This window comes from Mycolicibacterium sp. ND9-15, from assembly GCF_035918395.1.
In the GTDB taxonomy this organism is placed as follows: Bacteria; Actinomycetota; Actinomycetes; order Mycobacteriales; family Mycobacteriaceae; genus Mycobacterium.
This window is the reverse complement of the sequence record NZ_CP142362.1, coordinates 556,435-575,154: the sequence shown is the minus strand read 5'-3', so window position 1 is coordinate 575,154 and position 18,720 is coordinate 556,435. Positions and strand designations below refer to the sequence as shown.

The following is an 18,720-nucleotide window of genomic DNA, read 5'->3' as shown; positions in this document are numbered from 1 at the left end:
GCAAAGGTCTGACACCCTGCCTCTAGAAGTGACATTTGCGTAGAGACGTGGCGGAACGCCGAAGCCAACCACTGACAATGGTTGACTAACGGTCAATCTCGCGCCGCCAGCGACATGGAGGAAGGCCCCACCACGATGAGCGTCACATCGGGCATGTTGTCGCAGGCCGATCTCGAGCGGCTGGTGACGGCCGGGGACATCGACACTGTCATCGTCGCGTTCTGCGACATGCAGGGCAGGCTGACCGGCAAGCGGGTGTCGGCCCGGATGTTCGTCGAGGAGGTAGCCACGCACGGCGCCGAATGCTGCAACTATCTGCTGGCGGTCGACGTCGATATGAATACCGTTGACGGGTACTCGATGTCGAGCTGGGAGACCGGCTACGGCGACATGGTGATGACGCCCGACTTCTCGACGTTACGGCTGATCCCCTGGCTGCCCGGGACGGCGCTGGTCATCGCCGATCTCGGCTGGCACGACGGTAGCGAAGTCCGGCAGGCCCCGCGCAGCGTCCTCAATAACCAGATCGACCGGCTCGCCGAACGCGGACTGGTGCCTTACGTCGGCACCGAACTCGAGTTCATGGTGTTCGACGACGGCTTCCGCGAGGCGTGGGCCAAGGGGTATCGGGGGCTGACGGCGGCCTCCGACTACAACGTCGACTACGCGGTGCTCGGGTCGACGCGGATCGAGCCGTTGCTGCGCGACATTCGTCTCGGCATGACCGGTGCGGGCATGTACTGCGAGGGCGCCAAGGGGGAATGCAATCTCGGCCAGCAGGAGATCGCGTTCCGATTCGACCACGCGCGGGTCACCTGTGACAACCACACGATCTACAAGAACGGCGCCAAGGAGATCGCCGACCAGCACGGCAAGAGTGTGACGTTCATGGCGAAATTCGATGAGCGCGAAGGCAACAGCTGCCACATCCACATATCGTTGCGGGGAACCGACGGTGCCGCGGTGTTCGCCGACGAGACCGATCCGCGGGGCATGTCCCCGATGTTCCGCAGCTTCATTGCCGGCCAGCTGGCGACGCTGCGAGAGCTCACACTGTTCTACGCGCCGAACGTCAACTCCTACAAGCGGTTCGTCGACGGCAGTTTCGCGCCGACCGCGATCGCGTGGGGGCTGGACAACCGGACCTGCGCTCTGCGGGTCGTCGGCCACGGGCACGGCATGCGGATGGAGAACCGGGCACCCGGCGGCGACGTCAACCAGTACCTGGCGGTGTCGGCGCTGATCGCAGGTGGGCTGTACGGCATCGAACGTGGGCTCGAACTGCCCGAGCCGACGAAGGGTAACGCCTATACCGGTGGCGCAGAGCGACTCCCGACGACACTGACCGAAGCCGCCGCGTTGTTCGAGAAGTCGGAGGTGGCGCGGACGGCGTTCGGGGACGAGGTCGTCGAGCACTATCTGAACAACGCCCGCGTGGAGCTGGCCGCGTTCAACGCCGCCGTCACGGATTGGGAACGGGTGCGGGGCTTTGAGCGGCTCTGACTTCCTGGCTCGAGAGAGAAGTGTCCGCCCGGTCATCGGGCTGACCACCTATCTGCAGCAAGCGCAGACCGGAATCTGGGATGTGCGGGCAAGCTTCCTGCCGGCGATCTACTTCGACGGCGTCGCGCTGGCGGGTGGTATCGCGGTGCTGCTTCCACCGCAACCGGTCGACGACGACATCGCCGACCGCGTGCTCGACGGGCTCCACGGCGTCATCATCACCGGCGGCCGCGACGTGGTACCCGAGTACTACAGCCAGGAGCGGCACCCGGCCACCGACCAGGGCACCGCCGACGACCGCCGCCGCGACGAGTTCGAGTTCGCGCTGGTGCGGGGGGCGATGCGGCGCGGTATGCCGGTGCTCGGGATCTGCCGCGGGGCCCAGGTGCTCAACGTCGCGTTCGGTGGGACGCTGCACCAGCACCTGCCCGACGTCATCGGTCACACCCGCCATCAGCAGGGCAACGCGGTCTTCAGCACCTCGACGATCCGCACCGTGCCCGGCACCAGGTTGGCCGGGCTGATCGGGGAGACGTCGGACGCCCAGTGCTATCACCACCAGGCGATCGACAAACTCGGCGACGGGTTGGTGGTCTGCGCGTGGGACGAGGACGGGGTCATCGAGGCGGTCGAGATCCCGGGCGAAGAGTTCACGCTGGCGGTGCAGTGGCATCCCGAAGAGCGCCTCGACGACCTGCGGTTGTTCGCCGCGGTTGTCGAAGCCGCGGATGTGTATGCGAGGGGAAGGACGAACACGTGAGCGCATCCGACGTGATCAACCCGGCGACCGAGGAGTTGCTGCGCACCGTCGAGCGGACCGACGAAGCCGCGGTCGACGATGCGGTGGCGCGGGCGAAGGCGGCGCAACGGGATTGGTCGCGACGGGCCCCCGCCAAGCGCGCGGCGGCGTTGCGCGCATTCGCGGAGACGGTGGACGCGCGCATCGACGAGCTGGCGGCCCTGGAAGTCGCCAACTCCGGGCACCCGATCGGCAACGCCGGGTGGGAGGCCGGCCACGTCCGCGACGTGCTGCACTTCTACGCCGCCACACCAGAACGGTTGTCCGGCAAGCAGATTCCGGTCACCGGTGGGATCGACGTGACATTCAACGAACCGCTCGGGGTGGTCGGCGTCATCACCCCGTGGAACTTCCCGATGACGATCGCGTCCTGGGGGTTCGCCCCTGCGCTCGCCGCCGGTAACGCGGTGCTGATCAAACCGGCCGAGTGGACGCCGCTCACCACGATCCGCCTGGGGGAGTTGGCCGTCGAAGCCGGCATTCCCGCCGATCTGTTTCAGGTGCTGCCCGGCAAGGGCTCGGTGGTCGGTGAGCGGTTCGTCACCCACCCCGACGTGCGCAAAATCGTGTTCACCGGCTCGACCGAGGTCGGCACCCGGGTGATGGCGGGCGCCGCCAAGCAGGTCAAGCGCGTCACGCTCGAGTTGGGCGGCAAGAGCGCCAACATCGTGTTCGACGACTGCGATCTCGAGCAGGCGGCGGCCACCGCGCCGTACGGTGTGTTCGACAACGCCGGCCAGGACTGCTGTGCACGCAGCCGAATCCTGGTGCAGCGCAACGTCTACGACCGCTTCATGGAGATGCTCGAGCCCGCGGTCAAGGGCGTCGTCGTCGGTGACCCGCGCGCCAAGGACACCGAGATGGGCCCGTTGGTGTCCAAGGCGCACTGGAACGCCGTGGCGTCCTTCGTCCCCGACGACGCGCCGGTCGCGTTCCGCGGGTCGGCACCGTCGGGCCCCGGATACTGGTTCCCGCCGACAGTGCTCACACCGCAGCGCACCGACCGGACCGTGCGGGAGGAGATCTTCGGCCCAGTCGTCACGGTGCTGCCGTTCGACGACGAGGCCGATGCGATCGCGCTCGCCAACGACACCCCGTACGGATTGTCCGGCTCGATCTGGACGGACAACCTGTCGCGGGCGATCCGCGTCTCGCGGGCGGTGGAATCGGGCAACCTTTCTGTCAATTCGCACTCGTCGGTGCGCTACAACACGCCGTTCGGCGGGTTCAAACAGTCCGGCCTCGGCCGTGAACTCGGCCCGGACGCACCGCTGTCGTTCACCGACACCAAGAACGTCTTCATCGCGGTGCAGGAGGCCTGATGGACCTGACGCAACGACTCGCCGGCAAGGTCGCCGTCGTCACCGGCGGCGCCAGCGGCATCGGACTGGCGGCCGCCAGGCGAATGCAGGCCGAAGGCGCCGTCGTCGTCATCGGAGATGTCGACGCGACGACCGGCAAGAGCGTCGCCGACGACTTGAACGTGACCTTCGTGCAGGTCGACGTCTCCGACAAGGTTGCGGTGGACAACCTGTTCGACACCGCGTTCGAGGTGCACGGCGGGGTCGACATCGCGTTCAACAACGCGGGTATCAGCCCGCCCGAGGACGACCTGATCGAGAACACCGGCATCGACGCCTGGCAGCGGGTACAGGACGTCAACCTCAAGTCGGTGTTCTTCTGCTGCAGGGCGGCGCTGCGGCACATGGTGCCCCGGCAGAAGGGTTCGGTCATCAACACCGCTTCGTTTGTGGCGGTGATGGGTTCGGCCACCTCGCAGATCTCCTATACCGCGTCCAAGGGCGGGGTGCTCGCGATGTCGCGTGAGTTGGGGGTGCAGTACGCGCGGCAGGGCATCCGGGTCAACGCGCTGTGCCCGGGACCGGTGAACACCCCGCTGCTGCAGGAGTTGTTCGCCAAAGACCCCGAACGGGCCGCGCGGCGGCTGGTGCACATCCCGGTCGGCCGGTTCGCCGAACCGGCGGAGATCGCGGCCGCGGTGGCGTTCCTCGCCAGCGACGACGCCTCCTTCGTCACCGCGTCGTCCTTCCTGGTCGACGGCGGCATCAGCGGTCACTACGTCACGCCGTTGTAAGGCCGCGACCGTGCGGGTTTGTCGGGGACACGCAGGTTGATTCCCGACATTTGCGCACGGTCATGCACCCGCGAGCGTGCAGATCGGCGCTACATTGAGTGACGTGAACGAGCCCGCCGCCCAGGTGGACGTCGAACGTGCGGCGTCCGCGCTGGCCGACGTCGACACGGCCAGTTGGGCTCAGCGGTTCGACTTGTTGTCCGACCCGCACCGGCTGGAGATCTTGCTGACGCTGCACCGGGTGCCGGGAATCCGCGTCGGCGACCTCGCGGCCACGCTGGGCCGCTCGGAAAACGCAGTGTCGCAAGCGCTTCGTGTGCTGCGGCAGCAGGGCTGGGTCAGCGCCACCCGCGTGGGCCGGGGCGTCAGTTACCGCCTCGACGACGAGATCGTGCACGACCTGCTGCACTGGATCGGCGCCCGGCACAACTGACGCGGCCGCCGTGTCCTGGCGGTTCTTCCGGTCGATGTCAACAATCCAGCACCGCCCGACCAGCGCGCGGGCGCTGCGCTATGTCCTGGTCCGCGCGGGGAAGCCCTCGCCGTTCACCGACGACCGGCTCGCCGGTGTTGTCGACCAAGCGGGATTCGGCGCGCTCAGCGGCGCCGAGTCGGTCCGTCGGGGCCGCGCAGCCCTCAGCGAAGCAACTTCTTAGCGGTTCGGCGGCGATGCCGTAGCGGCGGCCCTCAGGGCGTCTTGACCCGCGAATTTCGGGGTCGGACAATTGGTCACGAAACCGCTTATCGAACACTTGCTTCCGGAAGGCACGCTAGGCACCGCCTTTCGTCGAACCGATCGACGACGAGGCAACCGAATGCGAGCAGGGCGACGGCACGATTTAGGCGTATCGACGCAGCGGCGGCAACGGCGGAAGAAAACTGCGAGGAGGTTGAAATGGTAACGGCAGAAAAGAAATCCGTCACCGGCGAGGCCGATCGTCAGCTCAAGGCCAAGCACCGCGCACTGTGGGCGTCGGGGGACTATCCCGCGGTGGCCGCCGAGCTGATCCCCGACCTGGGAGCTGAACTCGTCCGCGCCTGCGGCGTGCGACCGGGCGATCAGGTACTCGACGTGGCCGCGGGCTCGGGCAATGCGGCCATCCCCGCGGCCGTGGCCGGCGGCATCGTCACCGCGAGCGATCTCACCCCGGAGTTGTTCGACGCCGGACGGCGGATCGCCGCCGAGCACGGGGTGAGCTTGGAATGGGCGGAGGCCGACGCGGAGGCGTTGCCGTTCGCCGACTGCAGCTTCGACGTCGTGATGTCGTGCGTCGGTGCGATGTTCGCTCCGCACCATCAGGCGACGGCCGACGAGCTGATCCGCGTCGCCCGTCCCGGCGGAACGATCGGAATGATCAACTGGACGCCGGAGGGTTTCGTCGGCAACCTGTTCGCGACAATGAAGCCCTACGCGCCGCCGCCGCCTCCCGGGGCCAGCCCGCCGCCGCTGTGGGGCAGCGAAGACCATGTGCGCGAGCTGTTCGGCGACCGGGTCGACGGCCTCGAGACGCGACGCCAGATCGTCGTGATGGACCACTGCGCGACCGCGACCGAATTCCGCGAGTACTGGAAGCGCAACTACGGGCCCACGATCGGCGCCTACAAGTTCAACGCCGATAAGCCGGACCGGGTCGAGGCGCTCGACCGCGACTTCCTGGCCTTCCTCGAGCGCTCCGCTCGCGGCGACACGGGACAGGTGTTCTGGGAGGCCGAGTATCTCCTGGTGACCGCGACGAAGCGATAGCGGTACGTCAATCACGCCGAGCGCTCATCCCGGTACGAATTCCCGCGCGCGAGCCGTACCAGGGTGAGCGCTCGCGCAGGTGTCTCGACAGGAATACCGCCTGAATACCTGTTCAGCTAGACAGGTGTTCATCGGGGGATCTAGGCTCGCTGGGTGACCTCTTCGTACGTCGCGATGCACATGAGCGACGGCATCGTCAACGCCCCGACGTCCGTTGTGTTCGGCTTGATCGCCGTCGTCGCAGTCGCGTTGTGCGCGGCCAAGGCCAGAAACGAACTCGACGAACGCACCGTGCCGCTGGCGGGCCTCGTCGCCGCATTCATCTTCGCTGTGCAGATGATCAACTTCCCGATCCTGCCGGGAGTCAGCGGTCATCTGCTGGGCGGGGCGCTCGCCGCGATCTTGGTCGGCCCCTACACCGGGGCGCTGTGCATCGCAATCGTGCTCGTTGTGCAGGCGCTGCTGTTCGCCGACGGCGGGGTGACCGCGTTGGGCACGAACATCGTCAACATGGCGGTGATCGGTGTGGCGGCCGGATACTTCACCGCTGTACTGCTCTACACCGTCGCCACCAAGCGCGCGGCCGTGCCCGTCGCCGGCCTCGGCGCCATCTCCTTCGTCGCCGCATTGATCGGCACCGTCTGTGCGGCAATGGGCTTCGTCGCCGAGTACGCGATGGGCGGAGCAGCGACGACGTCGCTCGGCGCGGTGACGGGTTACATGCTCGGCACCCACGCGCTGATCGGCGTGGGGGAGGGTGTCATCACCGCGGTCACCGTGATGGCCGTCGCGCGTTCGCGGCCCGATCTGGTCTACCTGTTGCGCCGGAGCCGGCAGGAGGTCGCGGCATGACATCCCGCTGGCAGTTCTGGGCCGTGTTCGCCGTGGCCACACTGCTGATCGCGGGCGTGGTGTCCTACTTCGCCAGTTCGAGTCCGGACGGGCTCGATTCGACGACGCTGCGGGGCTGCGAGGTCGTCGAGACCGCCGCCGGCGACAGACTCACCGGGGAGTGCATCGCCCAGCACGCCGACGAACACAGCCTGGCGGCCTCCCCGCTGGCCGACTACGCCGTCGGCGGCCGCGACGGCACCGGCGGCATCGCGGGGATCATCGGCGTGCTCGCGACGGTCGTGGTCGCCGGATCGCTGTTCTGGTTGATCGCCCGCACCCGTAGAGCGGGCGACCGCAGCAGGTCAGGCTAGCCATGGGCGCGGGCGCTCATCCGCTCTACCGGCACGACGACTCCGCGGTGCACCGCGCCCCCGCCGAGGTGAAGGTCGTCTGCTTGCTGGTGTTCGTGCTCGCCGTCGTCGCGACCCCGCGGGAGATGTTCTGGCCCTTCGCCGTCTACGCCGTGATCATCGTCGGCGTGTGGCGCCTCGCGCGCATCCCGATGCGTTGGATCCTGCCGCGGATGCTGATCGAAGCGCCGTTCCTGGTGCTGGCGGTGTTGCTGCCCTTCGCCGAAGGTGGGGAGCGCATCGACGTTGCGGGGTTGCAACTTTCGGTCGCGGGGCTGTGGGCGGCATGGGGAATCGTGGTCAAGGGCACGCTCGGCGTCGCGGCCGCACTGACCGTGGCCGCCACCACGTCGACGACCGAATTGCCGACCGCACTGAGCCGGCTCGGCGTGCCTGCGGTCGCGACCTCGGTGCTGGTCCTGATGATCCGGTATGTCGACCTGCTCAGCGCCGAGGCGAGTCGGATGCGGATGGCGCGAATCTCGCGGGGTGATTCGCCGCGCGCTCTGCATCAGGCGGGCGCGATCGCGAAGGGAATCGGCGCGCTGTTCTTGCGGTCCTACGAACGCGGCGAGCGGGTCTACGTCGCGATGCTGTCCCGCGGATTCGACGGCAGTGCACCGGATCTGGCGGTGATCGGGGCGCCGCCCCGGGCGGTCGCTTCGCAGTGGGTGGTCGTGATGACACCCGCCGTGGCCGCGGCAGGGATAGCGACGGCGGCGTGGGTGCTGCGATGAACGCGATCGTGGTCGATGCGCTGCGCCACGTCTACCCGGACGGCCATGTGGCCCTCGACGGCGTGAACCTGACCGTGGCGCGCGGCGAGCGCATCGCGGTGCTGGGCCCGAACGGCGCGGGCAAGACCACGCTGATGTTGCATCTCAACGGTGTACTCACCGCGACGTCGGGCGCGGTGCGGATCGGCGATGTCACGTTGACCCGCAAGACACTTCACGATGCCCGCAGGCGCGTGGGCCTGGTCTTCCAGGACCCTGACGATCAGTTGTTCATGCCGACCGTCGCCCAGGACGTGGCGTTCGGCCCGGCGAACTTCGGGTTGCGCGGCGAGGAGTTGGCTGCGCGGGTACGGCAGGCGTTGGAAACGGTGTCCCTAACCGAAGAAGCCGACCGAAGCCCCACCCACCTGTCGGCGGGCCAACGTCGCCGTGCGGCGCTGGCGACGGTGCTGGCATGCCGGCCCGACATCCTGGTGCTCGACGAACCGTCGGCCAACCTCGATCCGGTCGCGCGCCGCGAACTGGCCGGAACCCTGTCGGGATTGGGCTCCACCATGCTGATCGTCACGCACGATCTGCCCTACGCCGCCCAACTGTGTGAGCGGGCGGTGGTGATGGATCGCGGCATGATCGTGGCCGACGGGCCGATGCGAGACATCCTCGCTGACGCGGAACTGCTTGCCGCGCACCGGCTTGAGCTGCCCTGGGGCTTCGAGGTGCCGACCCGGTAGCGACCCGGCTAGTGCCGTTTGGAGGGCGGCCACGGCGGTTCGCCGCACAGGGCCAGCAGCGCGTTCTCGATGACCTCCGGTAGGGCGGGGTGAATCCAGTACTGGCCCCGCGCCATCTCCTGCGCGGGCAGGTCGAACGCCATCGCCTGCACGACGGGCTGAATCAGCGACGATGCCTGATGGCCCATGATGTGTGCGCCGAGCAGCAGGCCGGTGTCGTCGTCGACGATGAGTTTGGCGACACCGGTGGTGTCCTCCATCGCCCACCCGTAGGCGACGTCGGCGTAGTCCTGGATCTTGACCTTGATCCGGAAACCCTGTGCGCGCGCGTCGTTTTCGGTCAGGCCTACACTGGCGATCTGCGGATCGGTGAACACCGCCGAGGGCACATAACGGTGGTTGGACGACATCAGCGCATCCGTATCGTCCCAGTCCTGCAGAAGGTTGTGTTTGACGACGCGCGCTTCGTGGTTGGCGACGTGCTTGAGCTGAAAGTCCGAGGATACGTCGCCGAGCGCGAAAACGCCGCGCGCGGTGGTGCGTTGGTACTCGTCGACGACGACCTGTCCGTTCGCGGTCACCTTCACACCGGCCTGCTCGGCGTCGAGCAGATCGCCGTTGGGCACCCGGCCCGTCGCCACCAGTAAGGCGTCGCCACGGACTTTCGTCCCGTCTGTGCAGATGATCTCGACACCGTCGCCCGTCGCTCGGGCGTCGGCCAGTTCATGGTGATCGCGGACCTCCCATTTCTTGGCGGCGAGGTCGGTGAAGCGCATCGCGATGTCGTCGTCGTGACCGCGCAGCAGGGTGCTGCCCCGGATCAACAGCGTGACCCGGCTGCCCAGCGACGAGAAGATGTGGGCGAACTCGGTCGCGATGAATCCGCCGCCGATGATGACCAGATGCTCGGGAACGTCGGCGATCCGCATGATGGTGTCGCTGGTGTGGTACGGCACCCCGCACGTGGTGACGGCCTCCGGGACGACCGCCCGCGAACCGGCCGCGATCACCACCTGGTCGGCCGTGAAGTCGTCGCCGTCGTCGGTGCGCAGCGCATAGCGACCGTCGGGTCTGGTGGGCCGAAACGTGGTGTGCTTGGCGAACACCTCCACATTCGGAGAGGAGCGTCGATAGTTCTCGCCGCTCAACGCGATCGGATCGATGCGCCCGAAGACCCGTGAGACGATGTCGGGCCACCGTACCCCACCGAGCTGCGCGTCGATGCCGTACTGCGATGCCGCAACGACGTCGCGGGCCACCCCGGCCGCGTAGACGAACATCTTCGTCGGGATGCAGCCGACGTTGAGGCAGGTGCCGCCGAAAACGGCTTGCTCGCAGATCGCCACCTTCTTGTCGATGTAGCGCTCGTCGAGGATCGAGTTGCCGGAACCGGCGCCGATGATCGCGATGTCGAAATGCGTCATGGCGATCGCGCTTGCCGGGCTCGGGTGGCGGCGTCGCAGCCGCGCGCGAGATGCCAGTCCAGCCACCGGTCGAGTTCGCGGTAGGCGGCCTGCCGCGGTTCGGGCACCGACAGGAATACGTCGTGTTTGGCGTCGGTGATCGGCACGATCGTGGTCCGGTTGCCGATGCAGCCCGCCCATCGGGCGATCTGCCTGACGTCGAGCACGGCGTCACCGCGCTGAATCTCTGCGACTCTTCGCGGGTCCCGCACCTCGCGAACACTGCGGTCCGAGCGCAGGACGAGGTTCGGCACACCGACATCGAGCCCGCGGTGAAGTCTCGCGTGCCCCCGGCGGATTGCGGTGATCCAGCCCGTCGTGACGGGAAAGCCGCCGACAGGTTTCCATTTCAGGTCGTAGTCGAAGTCACCGTGATAGTCCCGATGCAGTGTCGTGCCGTACCCACCCTCGCTCGGCGGGCGCACCACCATCCGCTTGCGCATCCGCGAGACGGCACCCAGCGCGGCACGCGTCGGGGCGGCTCGCAGAATGGACGGTCCCTGCAGGTCCAGCCAGGGGCTGTTGAGGACGAGACCGCCGACGCGTTTGCGTTCGGTCAGCCCGCGGGCGTGCAACCGGTCCAGCCACAGCGACACGATGAGACCACCGGCCGAGTGCCCGTACACCAGCACCTCTGCCGAGGACACCGAGCCGATGATGTCGAGAGCGCGCTCGAGTTCGACGTCGTAGCGGGTCAAATCGGTGGTGAAGTGCGGGGTTTGCCCCTCTCGCCATGAGCGCCCGCATTTGTGCAGGTCGACCGCGTAGAACGCGAACCCGCGGGTGGAAAAGTGGTCGGCGAGCTCGGTGTTGAAGAAATAGTCGGTGAACCCGTGCACCAACAACACCGCGCGAGTGGCCGACGCAGCAGGCTCCCCTCGGCGCACGATGGTCGCGACGAGCTCGCCCTCCCCGTCCGGGTCAGTTCCGAGGGTCATCGTGTGCTGCCAATAGCCAGGCAGCACGTCTGCCTTCCAGTCGGGCACGACAGCAACGATAGTCGGCGCGACCGATATCGCCCGGTAAGCGGCGGCTCTGCGTGCGCGGGGTTGAGAACAGCGCCTCCGGGCTAACCTGATGCCGAGCACACACGCAACCACAGGGGCCAACCGATCTCAGCGTCTGGGGGACTGACAGTGTCTGACGGCGAACCGGGGACGACAGACGTCGTGCTTGTCGGGGCGGGCATCATGAGCGGCACGCTGGGCGCCCTGCTGCGCCTGCTCGAGCCGGACTGGTCGATCACGCTCGTCGAGCGCCTGGACGCGGCGGCCGCCGAGAGCAGTGACGCGTGGAACAACGCGGGTACCGGCCACTCGGCGCTGTGCGAGCTGAATTACACGCCGCAGAAGCCCGACGGGTCGATCGACATCTCGAAAGCGGTGCGCGTCAACGAACAGTTCCAGGTGACGCGCCAGTTCTGGGCCTACGCCGTGGCGAACGGGTTGATCGGCGATCCACGCAGCTTCCTCAACCCGACGCCGCACGTGAGTTTCGTGCACGGCACCGCCGGTGTGAAGTACCTGCAGCGCCGGTACGACGCGTTGGTGACCAATCCGCTCTTCGCCGGGATGGAGTTCATCGATGACGAGGACGAGTTCGCCCGGCGGCTGCCGCTGATGGCCGAGAGGCGCGACTTCTCCGACCCGGTGGCGCTGAACTGGACGCAGCAGGGTACCGACGTCGACTTCGGTGGGTTGTCGCGCCAGCTGCTCGGCTACGTCGCCCAGCGCGGCATGACGACCCGGTTCGGTCACGAGGTCCGCGACCTGCGCCAGGAGCCCGACGGCTCGTGGACGCTGAAGCTGGTCAATCTGCGCACCGGCCGCACCAGCAAGCTCACGTCCCGCTTCGTGTTCGTCGGCGCGGGCGGCGGGGCGTTGAACCTGCTGCAGAAGGCCGGCATCAAGGAGGCCAAGGGCTTCGGCGGCTTCCCGGTCAGCGGCAAGTTCCTGCGTACCGACGTATCGAGACTGACCTCCGCGCACCGGGCCAAGGTGTACGGTCAGCCGCCGGTGGGCGCGCCACCGATGTCGGTTCCGCATCTGGACGCCCGCGTCATCAACGGCAGGTCCTGGCTGCTGTTCGGGCCGTTCGCCGGCTGGTCGCCGAAGTTCCTCAAACAGGGCGACGTCCTCGATTTGCCCGAGTCGATCACGCTGAACAACTTCGCTTCCCTGGTCAACGTCGGGCTCACGCAGTTCGGGTTGCTCAAGTACCTGGTCGGCCAGTTGATGCTGTCAGATGCCGAGCGAATCGACGCGTTGCGCGAATTCGCGCCCAGTGCAAGAGATTCCGATTGGGAGCTCAACGTCGCGGGACAGCGGGTGCAGGTCATCTGCGGCAAGAGCGGCAGGGGCGTTCTGGACTTCGGGACGACGGTGCTGGCGTCCGGCGACGGGACGATCGCGGGTCTGCTCGGCGCATCGCCGGGGGCGTCGACCGCCGTGCCCGCGATGCTCGAGGTGCTGGAGCGCTGCTTCGCCGAGCGCTACCAGAGGTGGCAGCCCCGGATCGAAGAGATGGTGCCGTCGCTGGGTCACGAGCTGTCCTCCGAGCCGGCACTGTTCGATGAGGTGTGGTCGCACGGGACCCGGGTGCTGCGGCTCGACGAATCCTCGGCGGTGGCCACCGGATGACGGTTGCGCTGCGCCGCAGCTGGTCGCGCGACCTCGACGCCGCGATGCTCTACGAATTGCTGAAGCTGCGGGTCGAGGTGTTCGTCGTCGAGCAGGCCATCCCGTACCCCGAACTCGACGGCCGCGACCTACTGGCCGAGACGCGGCACTTTTGGCTGGAAACCCCTACCGGCGAAGTCATTTCGACGTTGCGGCTGATGGAGGAACATCCCGGGGGGCAGAAGGGCTTCCGGATCGGGCGGGTGTGCACCAAGCGCGAGGCGCGCGGAAGCGGGCACAGCACGCGGCTGCTGCAGGCCGCGCTGGCGGAAGTGGGCGACTATCGCTGCCGAATCGACGCGCAGACGTACCTGGCCGACATGTACGCCCGCCTCGGCTTCGTCCGCGACGGCGAGGAGTTCATGCAGGACGGCATTCCGCACGTCCCTATGCTGAAGCCGTGACATACCCCTTCAGCGCGATCGTCGGACATGACCGCCTACGGCTGGCCCTGCTGCTGTGCGCGATCCGCCCGGACATCGGCGGGGTCCTGATCCGCGGCGAGAAGGGCACCGCCAAGTCGACCGCCGTGCGAGGGCTGGCCAAGGTGCTGGAGGCGGTCGGGGATGTGGACGCCGCGACACCGGGGGCCGCCGGCGGGCAGCTGGTCGAGTTGCCGATCGGCGCCACCGAGGACCGGGTCGTCGGATCGCTGGATCTGCAGAAGGTGCTGCGCGACGGTGAGCATGCGTTCTCCCCGGGACTGCTCGCGCGCGCACACGGTGGCGTGCTCTACGTCGACGAGGTGAATCTGCTGCACGACCATCTGGTCGACGTGCTGCTCGACGCCGCGGCGATGGGCCGGGTGCACGTCGAGCGCGACGGCGTCTCGCACAGCCACGACGCCCGCTTCATCCTGATCGGCACCATGAACCCCGAAGAGGGCGAACTGCGGCCGCAACTGCTCGACCGGTTCGGGCTGACCGTCGACGTGCGGGCGTCCCGCGAGGTCGACGTGCGCGTCGAGGTGGTTCGGCAGCGGATGGCGTACGAGGCCGATCCAACCCGCTTCGCCCGGGAGTACGCAGACGCCGACTCCGAGCTCGCGCGACGGATCGCGGCCGCTCGCGCTTCGGTGGGCTCGGTGTCATTGCCGGACAGCGAGTTACGGCGTATCGCGGCGCTGTGTGCGGCGTTCGACGTCGACGGCATGCGCGCCGACCTTGTCGTCGCCAGGACCGCCGTCGCCCATGCCGCGTGGCGCGGGGCCGACGTGGTGACCGAAGAAGACATCCGTGTCGCCGCCGAACTCGCGCTGCCGCACCGCCGTCGCCGCGACCCGTTCGACGACCCGGGCCTGGACCCAGGCCAACTCGATGACGCGATGGCTCAGGCCGACGAGGCCACCGACCAAGACCGGGGGCCCGAGCCCGATCCGGACCCGCCTGGTGGCGGTATGTCGTCACCGGAGGGCGATGACCGGGACAACACGGTGCCGCAACGAGATTCAGCGGGCGCGACACGTAGCAGCGCACCGCCATCGGCGGTGTTCCGCACCCGGTCGCTGGTGGTGCCGGGGGTGGGCGAGGGTGCGCCGGGGCGCCGGTCGCGCGCACGCAACCGCACGGGCAAGGCGATCTCGGCCACGAGCAACGACGGGTCCGGCCACGGGGTGCATGTCTTCGGCACGCTGCTGGCCGCGGCGGAACGGCAGCGTGGGCCGGGACGGCCGCGGCCACAACCGGGCGATGTGCGACGAGCGGTCCGCGAGGGCCGCGAAGGCAATCTGGTGATCTTCGTGGTCGACGCATCGGGTTCGATGGCTGCGCGGGACCGGATGTCCGCGGTCGGCGGCGCGACGCTGTCGCTGCTGCGCGATGCGTATCAGCGGCGCGACAAGGTCGCTGTCATCACCTTCCGCCAGCAGGACGCGAAGGTGCTGCTGCCGCCGACGTCGTCGGTGCACATCGCGAGCCGGCGCCTCGCCCGCTTCGACACCGGCGGCAAGACGCCTCTGGCGCAAGGGCTGTTGGCGGCCCGGGACCTGGTCGTGCGGGAGAAGGCCCGTGACCGGGCGCGGCGCAGCCTGGTGGTGGTACTGACCGACGGGCGTGCCACCGGTGGTGCCGACCCGCTGGGCCGGGCGCGGTCGGCGGCGGCCCGGCTGCTCGCCGAAGGGGCCGCCGCCGTCGTCGTGGACTGCGAAACTAGCTATGTGCGACTGGGGTTGGCCTCAGAGCTCGCCGCGCAACTGGGCGCCCCGGCGGTACGGCTGGCTCATCTCCGAGCGGACAGCCTCACCGACGTGGTCCGCACCGCCGCCTGATCAAGGAGTCCGTCATGCCGCAGGGCCAGCCGACAACCGTTCCCGACGACGGGTTGACGACACGTGCGCGGCGGAACACACCGCTGTTCGCCGTGCACACGGGTGCGGGCAAGGGTAAGTCGACCGCGGCGTTCGGGATGGCTCTGCGCGCCTGGAACCAGGGGTTCGACATCGCGGTGTTCCAGTTCGTCAAGAGCGCCAAGTGGAAGGTGGGCGAAGAAGCGGCCTTCCGCGAACTCGGCAGGCTGCACGACGAGCACGGCGTCGGTGGGCCGGTGCAGTGGCACAAGATGGGGTCCGGTTGGTCGTGGTCGCGCAAACACGGTGACGAGGACGACCACGCCGCCGCCGCGGCCGACGGATGGGCCGAGATCGCGCGGCGGCTCGCCGACGAGCGCCACCATTTCTATGTGCTCGACGAGTTCACCTACCCGCTGAAATGGGGCTGGATCGACGTCGACGAGGTTGTCGACGTGATTCGCTCGCGCCCCGGCAACCAACATGTCGTCATCACCGGCCGTGACGCACCGCGGCAACTCGTCGACGCCGCGGATCTGGTCACCGAGATGACAAAGGTCAAGCACCCGATGGACGTCGGCCGCAAGGGCCAGAAGGGCATCGAGTGGTGACTCTCGATCGGCGCGAGCGTGCGTGTTTGCACACGGCACGCCGCGCGAACTCAGGCAGTTGCGCACGCTCGCCGCGCTCCGAGCGGGCGCAAAGTGTCGAGAACTCGCGGCGTGTCGTCTACAGACGCGCACGCTCGCGGAAGTAGGGGGAGGGTGGCGTGACCAGGGCGACGCCCGCCGTCGTGATCGCCGCGCCCGCCTCGGGTAGCGGAAAAACCACCGTCGCAACGGGTTTGATGGGTGCACTTCGGCGCGCGGGGCGAGCCGTCGCACCGTTCAAGGTCGGCCCCGACTACATCGATCCCGGCTACCACGCGTTGGCCACCCGCCGACCGGGCCGCAACCTCGACCCGGTGCTGGTGGGGGAGCAGCTGATCGGACCGTTGTACCGGCACGGCAGCACCAGCGCCGACATTGCGGTCATCGAAGGCGTGATGGGCCTGTTCGACGGGCGTATCGCCGAGGGTTCACCGAGCACTCCGTTCGGGTCCACCGCACATGTCGCCAAGCTGTTGGGCGCGCCGGTCGTCATGGTCGTCGATGCCCGCGGGCAGAGCCACAGTATCGCCGCACTGCTGCACGGCTTTTCGACGTTCGACGCTTCGGTTCGCATCGCCGGGGCGATCCTCAACCGGGTGGGCTCGCCGCGCCACGAGGAGGTGCTGCGGCAGGCTTGTGAGCAAGCCGGCGTGCCCGTCTTCGGCGCGATCCCACGCAGCGACGAATTATCCGTTCCCTCAAGGCATCTGGGTCTGGTCACCGCGATCGAACACGGCGATCGGGCCCGCGCGGCCGTCGAGGCGATGACCGCGCTCGTCGGGCGCCATGTGGACCTCGTCGGGATCACCGCGCTGGCCGCCAGTCGGGTGATGGCCGATCCTTGGGATGCCGAGGAGGTGACGCCCGTCGGCGGAAGCGCCACGGTGGCGCTCGCGTCGGGCCGCGCCTTCAGCTTCGGCTATGCCGAGCATCGCGAAGTGCTCGCCGCCGCCGGTGCCGAGGTCGTCGAGTTCGACCCGCTGACCGATCCGCTGCCACAGCACACCGCCGCCGTCGTGCTACCGGGTGGCTTCCCCGAGGAGTTCGTCACCGAACTGTCGGCCAACGACATCGCGCGGGCGCAGATCAAACAATTGGCGGCGGCGGGTGCGCCGGTGCACGCCGAGTGTGCGGGGCTGACCTATCTCGTCGACGACCTCGACGGTCACCCGATGTGCGGTGTGCTGTTCGGGTCGGCGACGTTCACCGACCACCTCACCCTCGGCTACCGCGAAGCGGTCGTGGTGACCGACTCGCCGTTGCATTCGGTCGGCGACCGCATGATGGGGCACGAGTTCCACCGCACCGCAGTCTCTTTCGCCGACAGCTACGAGCCCGCGTGGATCTTCGCCGGCCGCGAAATCGAGCGCAGACGCGACGGTGCCGTGGACGGCGGCGTGCATGCCGGCTACCTGCACACCCACCCGGCCGCGCACCCGCAAGCGATCAGCCGCTTCGTGGCCGCGGCCGCAGCCTCTAAGCTCGCGCCGATGAGCCGCTTGCGCGAAGAGAATGAGGCGCCGATGAGCCGCTTGCGCGAAGAGAATGGGATCCGGTGACCGAGAACGCCTACCTCGTCGGCCTGCGCCTGACCGACAGGAAGGTTGTCGTCGTCGGCGGCGGCAGCGTCGCGCAGCGGCGATTGCCGCTTCTGGTGGCCAACGGTGCCGATGTGCACGTGATCGCCCGCGAGGTCACCCCGGTGGTCGAGGCGATGGCCGGGATCACCGTGTTGCTGCGCGAGTTTGGTGCCGGTGATCTCGAGGGCGCCTGGTATGCGATCGCGGCCACCGACGACCCAGCGGTCAACGCCGCCGTCGTGGCGGAGGCCCAGCAACGCCACATCTTCTGCGTGCGCGCCGACGTGGCCATCGAGGGCACCGCGGTCACCCCCGCGTCGTTCGAGTACGAGGGCCTGTCGGTGGGCGTGCTGGCCGGCGGTGAGCACCGCCGCTCGGCAGCGATCCGGTCGGCGATCCACGAAGCCATGCAGCGGGGGCTGATCGCCCCGGACATGTCGGCGACCCCCGACGTCGTGCACGGCGGCGTGGCGCTCGTCGGCGGAGGGCCCGGCGACCCCGAACTGATCACCGTCCGTGGCCGTCGGTTACTGGCGCACGCCGACGTCGTCGTCGCGGACCGCCTCGCCCCTCAGGAACTGCTGGCCGAACTGTCCCCGCACGTCGAGGTCATCGACGCGTCGAAGATCCCGTACGGCCGGGCCATGGCGCAGGAGGCGATCAACGGCCTTCTGATCGATCGCGCGAAGGCAGGCAAGTTCGTCGTGCGACTCAAGGGCGGCGACCCGTTCGTCTTCGCGCGCGGGTACGAAGAGGTGCTCGCGTGCGCCGAGGCCGGAATACCTGTCACCGTCGTCCCGGGAGTGACCAGTGCCATAGGGGTACCGGCGCTGGCCGGCGTGCCGGTCACCCACCGCCATGTCACGCACGAATTCGTGGTGGTCAGCGGGCATGTCGCACCGGGGGATCCGGAATCGTTAGTGAATTGGAATGCCCTGGCCGCACTTTCGGGCACAATCGTGTTGCTGATGGCGGTCGAACGCATCGAACTTTTCGCCAAGGCCCTGCGGGAAGGCGGACGACCTGCGGATACGCCGGTGCTGGTGGTGCAGCACGGCACGACGATGGCGCAGCGCACTTTGCGGGCCACCCTCGCCGATGTGGCGGAACGGATCCGGGAGGACGGAATTCGGCCGCCGGCGATCATCGTGATAGGCCCGGTGGCCGCCTTCGGCGGTTAAAGGATTCTTAAGATTACTGTAAGGTAACCCG

General features: G+C 68.2%; 19 protein-coding genes. 17 read left to right on the top strand and 2 right to left on the bottom strand.

The features are described from left to right. Positions 1-135: 135 nt before the first annotated feature. The 11 genes from QGN32_RS02870 (at position 136) to QGN32_RS02820 (ending at position 8,853) form a co-directional block, all read left to right on the top strand. Entirely contained in the window at positions 136-1,503 is a 1,368-nt protein-coding gene (locus tag QGN32_RS02870) for a glutamine synthetase family protein (protein WP_326547168.1), read from the top strand. Beyond that, entirely contained in the window at positions 1,490-2,263 is a 774-nt protein-coding gene (locus QGN32_RS02865; RefSeq protein WP_326547167.1) for a gamma-glutamyl-gamma-aminobutyrate hydrolase family protein, read from the top strand. The genes QGN32_RS02870 and QGN32_RS02865 overlap by 14 nt, the downstream gene beginning before the upstream one ends. Then, a complete protein-coding gene (locus tag QGN32_RS02860; protein ID WP_326547166.1) occupies positions 2,260-3,624 on the top strand; it encodes an aldehyde dehydrogenase family protein in 1,365 nt (454 codons plus the stop codon). The genes QGN32_RS02865 and QGN32_RS02860 overlap by 4 nt, the downstream gene beginning before the upstream one ends. Beyond that, a complete protein-coding gene (locus QGN32_RS02855; RefSeq protein WP_326548902.1) occupies positions 3,621-4,397 on the top strand; it encodes a 3-oxoacyl-ACP reductase in 777 nt (258 codons plus the stop codon). Before QGN32_RS02860 ends, QGN32_RS02855 begins: the two co-directional genes overlap by 4 nt. 103 nt (positions 4,398-4,500) lie before the next feature. After that, positions 4,501-4,830 carry an ArsR/SmtB family transcription factor gene (locus QGN32_RS02850; RefSeq protein WP_326547165.1) on the top strand — a complete coding sequence of 110 codons (330 nt, stop codon included), beginning with the start codon at positions 4,501-4,503 and terminating at the stop codon, positions 4,828-4,830. A gap of 34 nt (positions 4,831-4,864) precedes the next feature. Then, a complete protein-coding gene (locus QGN32_RS02845; RefSeq protein WP_326547164.1) occupies positions 4,865-5,053 on the top strand; it encodes a hypothetical protein in 189 nt (62 codons plus the stop codon). 239 nt (positions 5,054-5,292) lie between these two features. Beyond that, the gene (locus tag QGN32_RS02840) at positions 5,293-6,141 is read left to right on the top strand and encodes a class I SAM-dependent methyltransferase (RefSeq protein ID WP_326547163.1); all 849 of its coding nucleotides are present in this window, start codon (positions 5,293-5,295) and stop codon (positions 6,139-6,141) included. A gap of 174 nt (positions 6,142-6,315) precedes the next feature. Continuing rightward, the gene (locus tag QGN32_RS02835) at positions 6,316-6,993 is read left to right on the top strand and encodes an energy-coupling factor ABC transporter permease (protein WP_442791816.1); all 678 of its coding nucleotides are present in this window, start codon (positions 6,316-6,318) and stop codon (positions 6,991-6,993) included. After that, on the top strand, positions 6,990-7,346 hold the full coding sequence (locus QGN32_RS02830; protein ID WP_326547161.1) for a PDGLE domain-containing protein: 357 nt from the start codon (positions 6,990-6,992) through the stop codon (positions 7,344-7,346). Before QGN32_RS02835 ends, QGN32_RS02830 begins: the two co-directional genes overlap by 4 nt. A gap of 2 nt (positions 7,347-7,348) precedes the next feature. After that, a complete protein-coding gene (gene cbiQ, locus QGN32_RS02825; RefSeq protein WP_326547160.1) occupies positions 7,349-8,122 on the top strand; it encodes a cobalt ECF transporter T component CbiQ in 774 nt (257 codons plus the stop codon). Then, complete coding sequence (locus QGN32_RS02820) at positions 8,119-8,853, top strand: energy-coupling factor ABC transporter ATP-binding protein (protein WP_326547159.1); 735 nt, start codon at positions 8,119-8,121, stop codon at positions 8,851-8,853. The genes cbiQ and QGN32_RS02820 overlap by 4 nt, the downstream gene beginning before the upstream one ends. A gap of 8 nt (positions 8,854-8,861) precedes the next feature. On the opposite strand, the gene mtr is transcribed toward QGN32_RS02820, so the two are convergent. Both mtr and QGN32_RS02810 read right to left on the bottom strand, forming a co-directional pair. Continuing rightward, positions 8,862-10,277: a mycothione reductase gene (mtr, locus tag QGN32_RS02815; protein ID WP_326547158.1), complete on the bottom strand. Its 1,416-nt coding sequence runs from the start codon at positions 10,275-10,277 to the stop codon at positions 8,862-8,864. Continuing rightward, positions 10,274-11,254, bottom strand: a complete 981-nt coding sequence (locus QGN32_RS02810) for an alpha/beta hydrolase (RefSeq protein WP_442791815.1) — start codon at positions 11,252-11,254, stop codon at positions 10,274-10,276. Before QGN32_RS02810 ends, mtr begins: the two co-directional genes overlap by 4 nt. A gap of 252 nt (positions 11,255-11,506) precedes the next feature. Between QGN32_RS02810 and mqo the strand changes: the two genes are divergently transcribed. The 6 genes from mqo to cobA all read left to right on the top strand — a co-directional run bounded on the left by mqo (position 11,507) and on the right by cobA (position 18,689). Next, on the top strand, positions 11,507-12,955 hold the full coding sequence (gene mqo / locus QGN32_RS02805; protein ID WP_326548901.1) for a malate dehydrogenase (quinone): 1,449 nt from the start codon (positions 11,507-11,509) through the stop codon (positions 12,953-12,955). After that, positions 12,952-13,398, top strand: coding sequence for a GNAT family N-acetyltransferase (locus QGN32_RS02800; protein ID WP_326547156.1), 447 nt, complete (start codon positions 12,952-12,954; stop codon positions 13,396-13,398). Before mqo ends, QGN32_RS02800 begins: the two co-directional genes overlap by 4 nt. Further along, positions 13,395-15,260, top strand: a complete 1,866-nt coding sequence (locus QGN32_RS02795) for a magnesium chelatase subunit D family protein (RefSeq protein WP_326547155.1) — start codon at positions 13,395-13,397, stop codon at positions 15,258-15,260. Before QGN32_RS02800 ends, QGN32_RS02795 begins: the two co-directional genes overlap by 4 nt. Positions 15,261-15,274: 14 nt before the next feature. Beyond that, positions 15,275-15,889 carry a cob(I)yrinic acid a,c-diamide adenosyltransferase gene (gene cobO / locus QGN32_RS02790; protein ID WP_326547154.1) on the top strand — a complete coding sequence of 205 codons (615 nt, stop codon included), beginning with the start codon at positions 15,275-15,277 and terminating at the stop codon, positions 15,887-15,889. Between the two features lie 158 nt (positions 15,890-16,047). Beyond that, entirely contained in the window at positions 16,048-17,487 is a 1,440-nt protein-coding gene (locus tag QGN32_RS02785; protein WP_326547153.1) for a cobyrinic acid a,c-diamide synthase CobB, read from the top strand. After that, positions 17,484-18,689 carry a uroporphyrinogen-III C-methyltransferase gene (gene cobA / locus QGN32_RS02780; RefSeq protein ID WP_326547152.1) on the top strand — a complete coding sequence of 402 codons (1,206 nt, stop codon included), beginning with the start codon at positions 17,484-17,486 and terminating at the stop codon, positions 18,687-18,689. Before QGN32_RS02785 ends, cobA begins: the two co-directional genes overlap by 4 nt. Positions 18,690-18,720 lie beyond the last annotated feature (31 nt).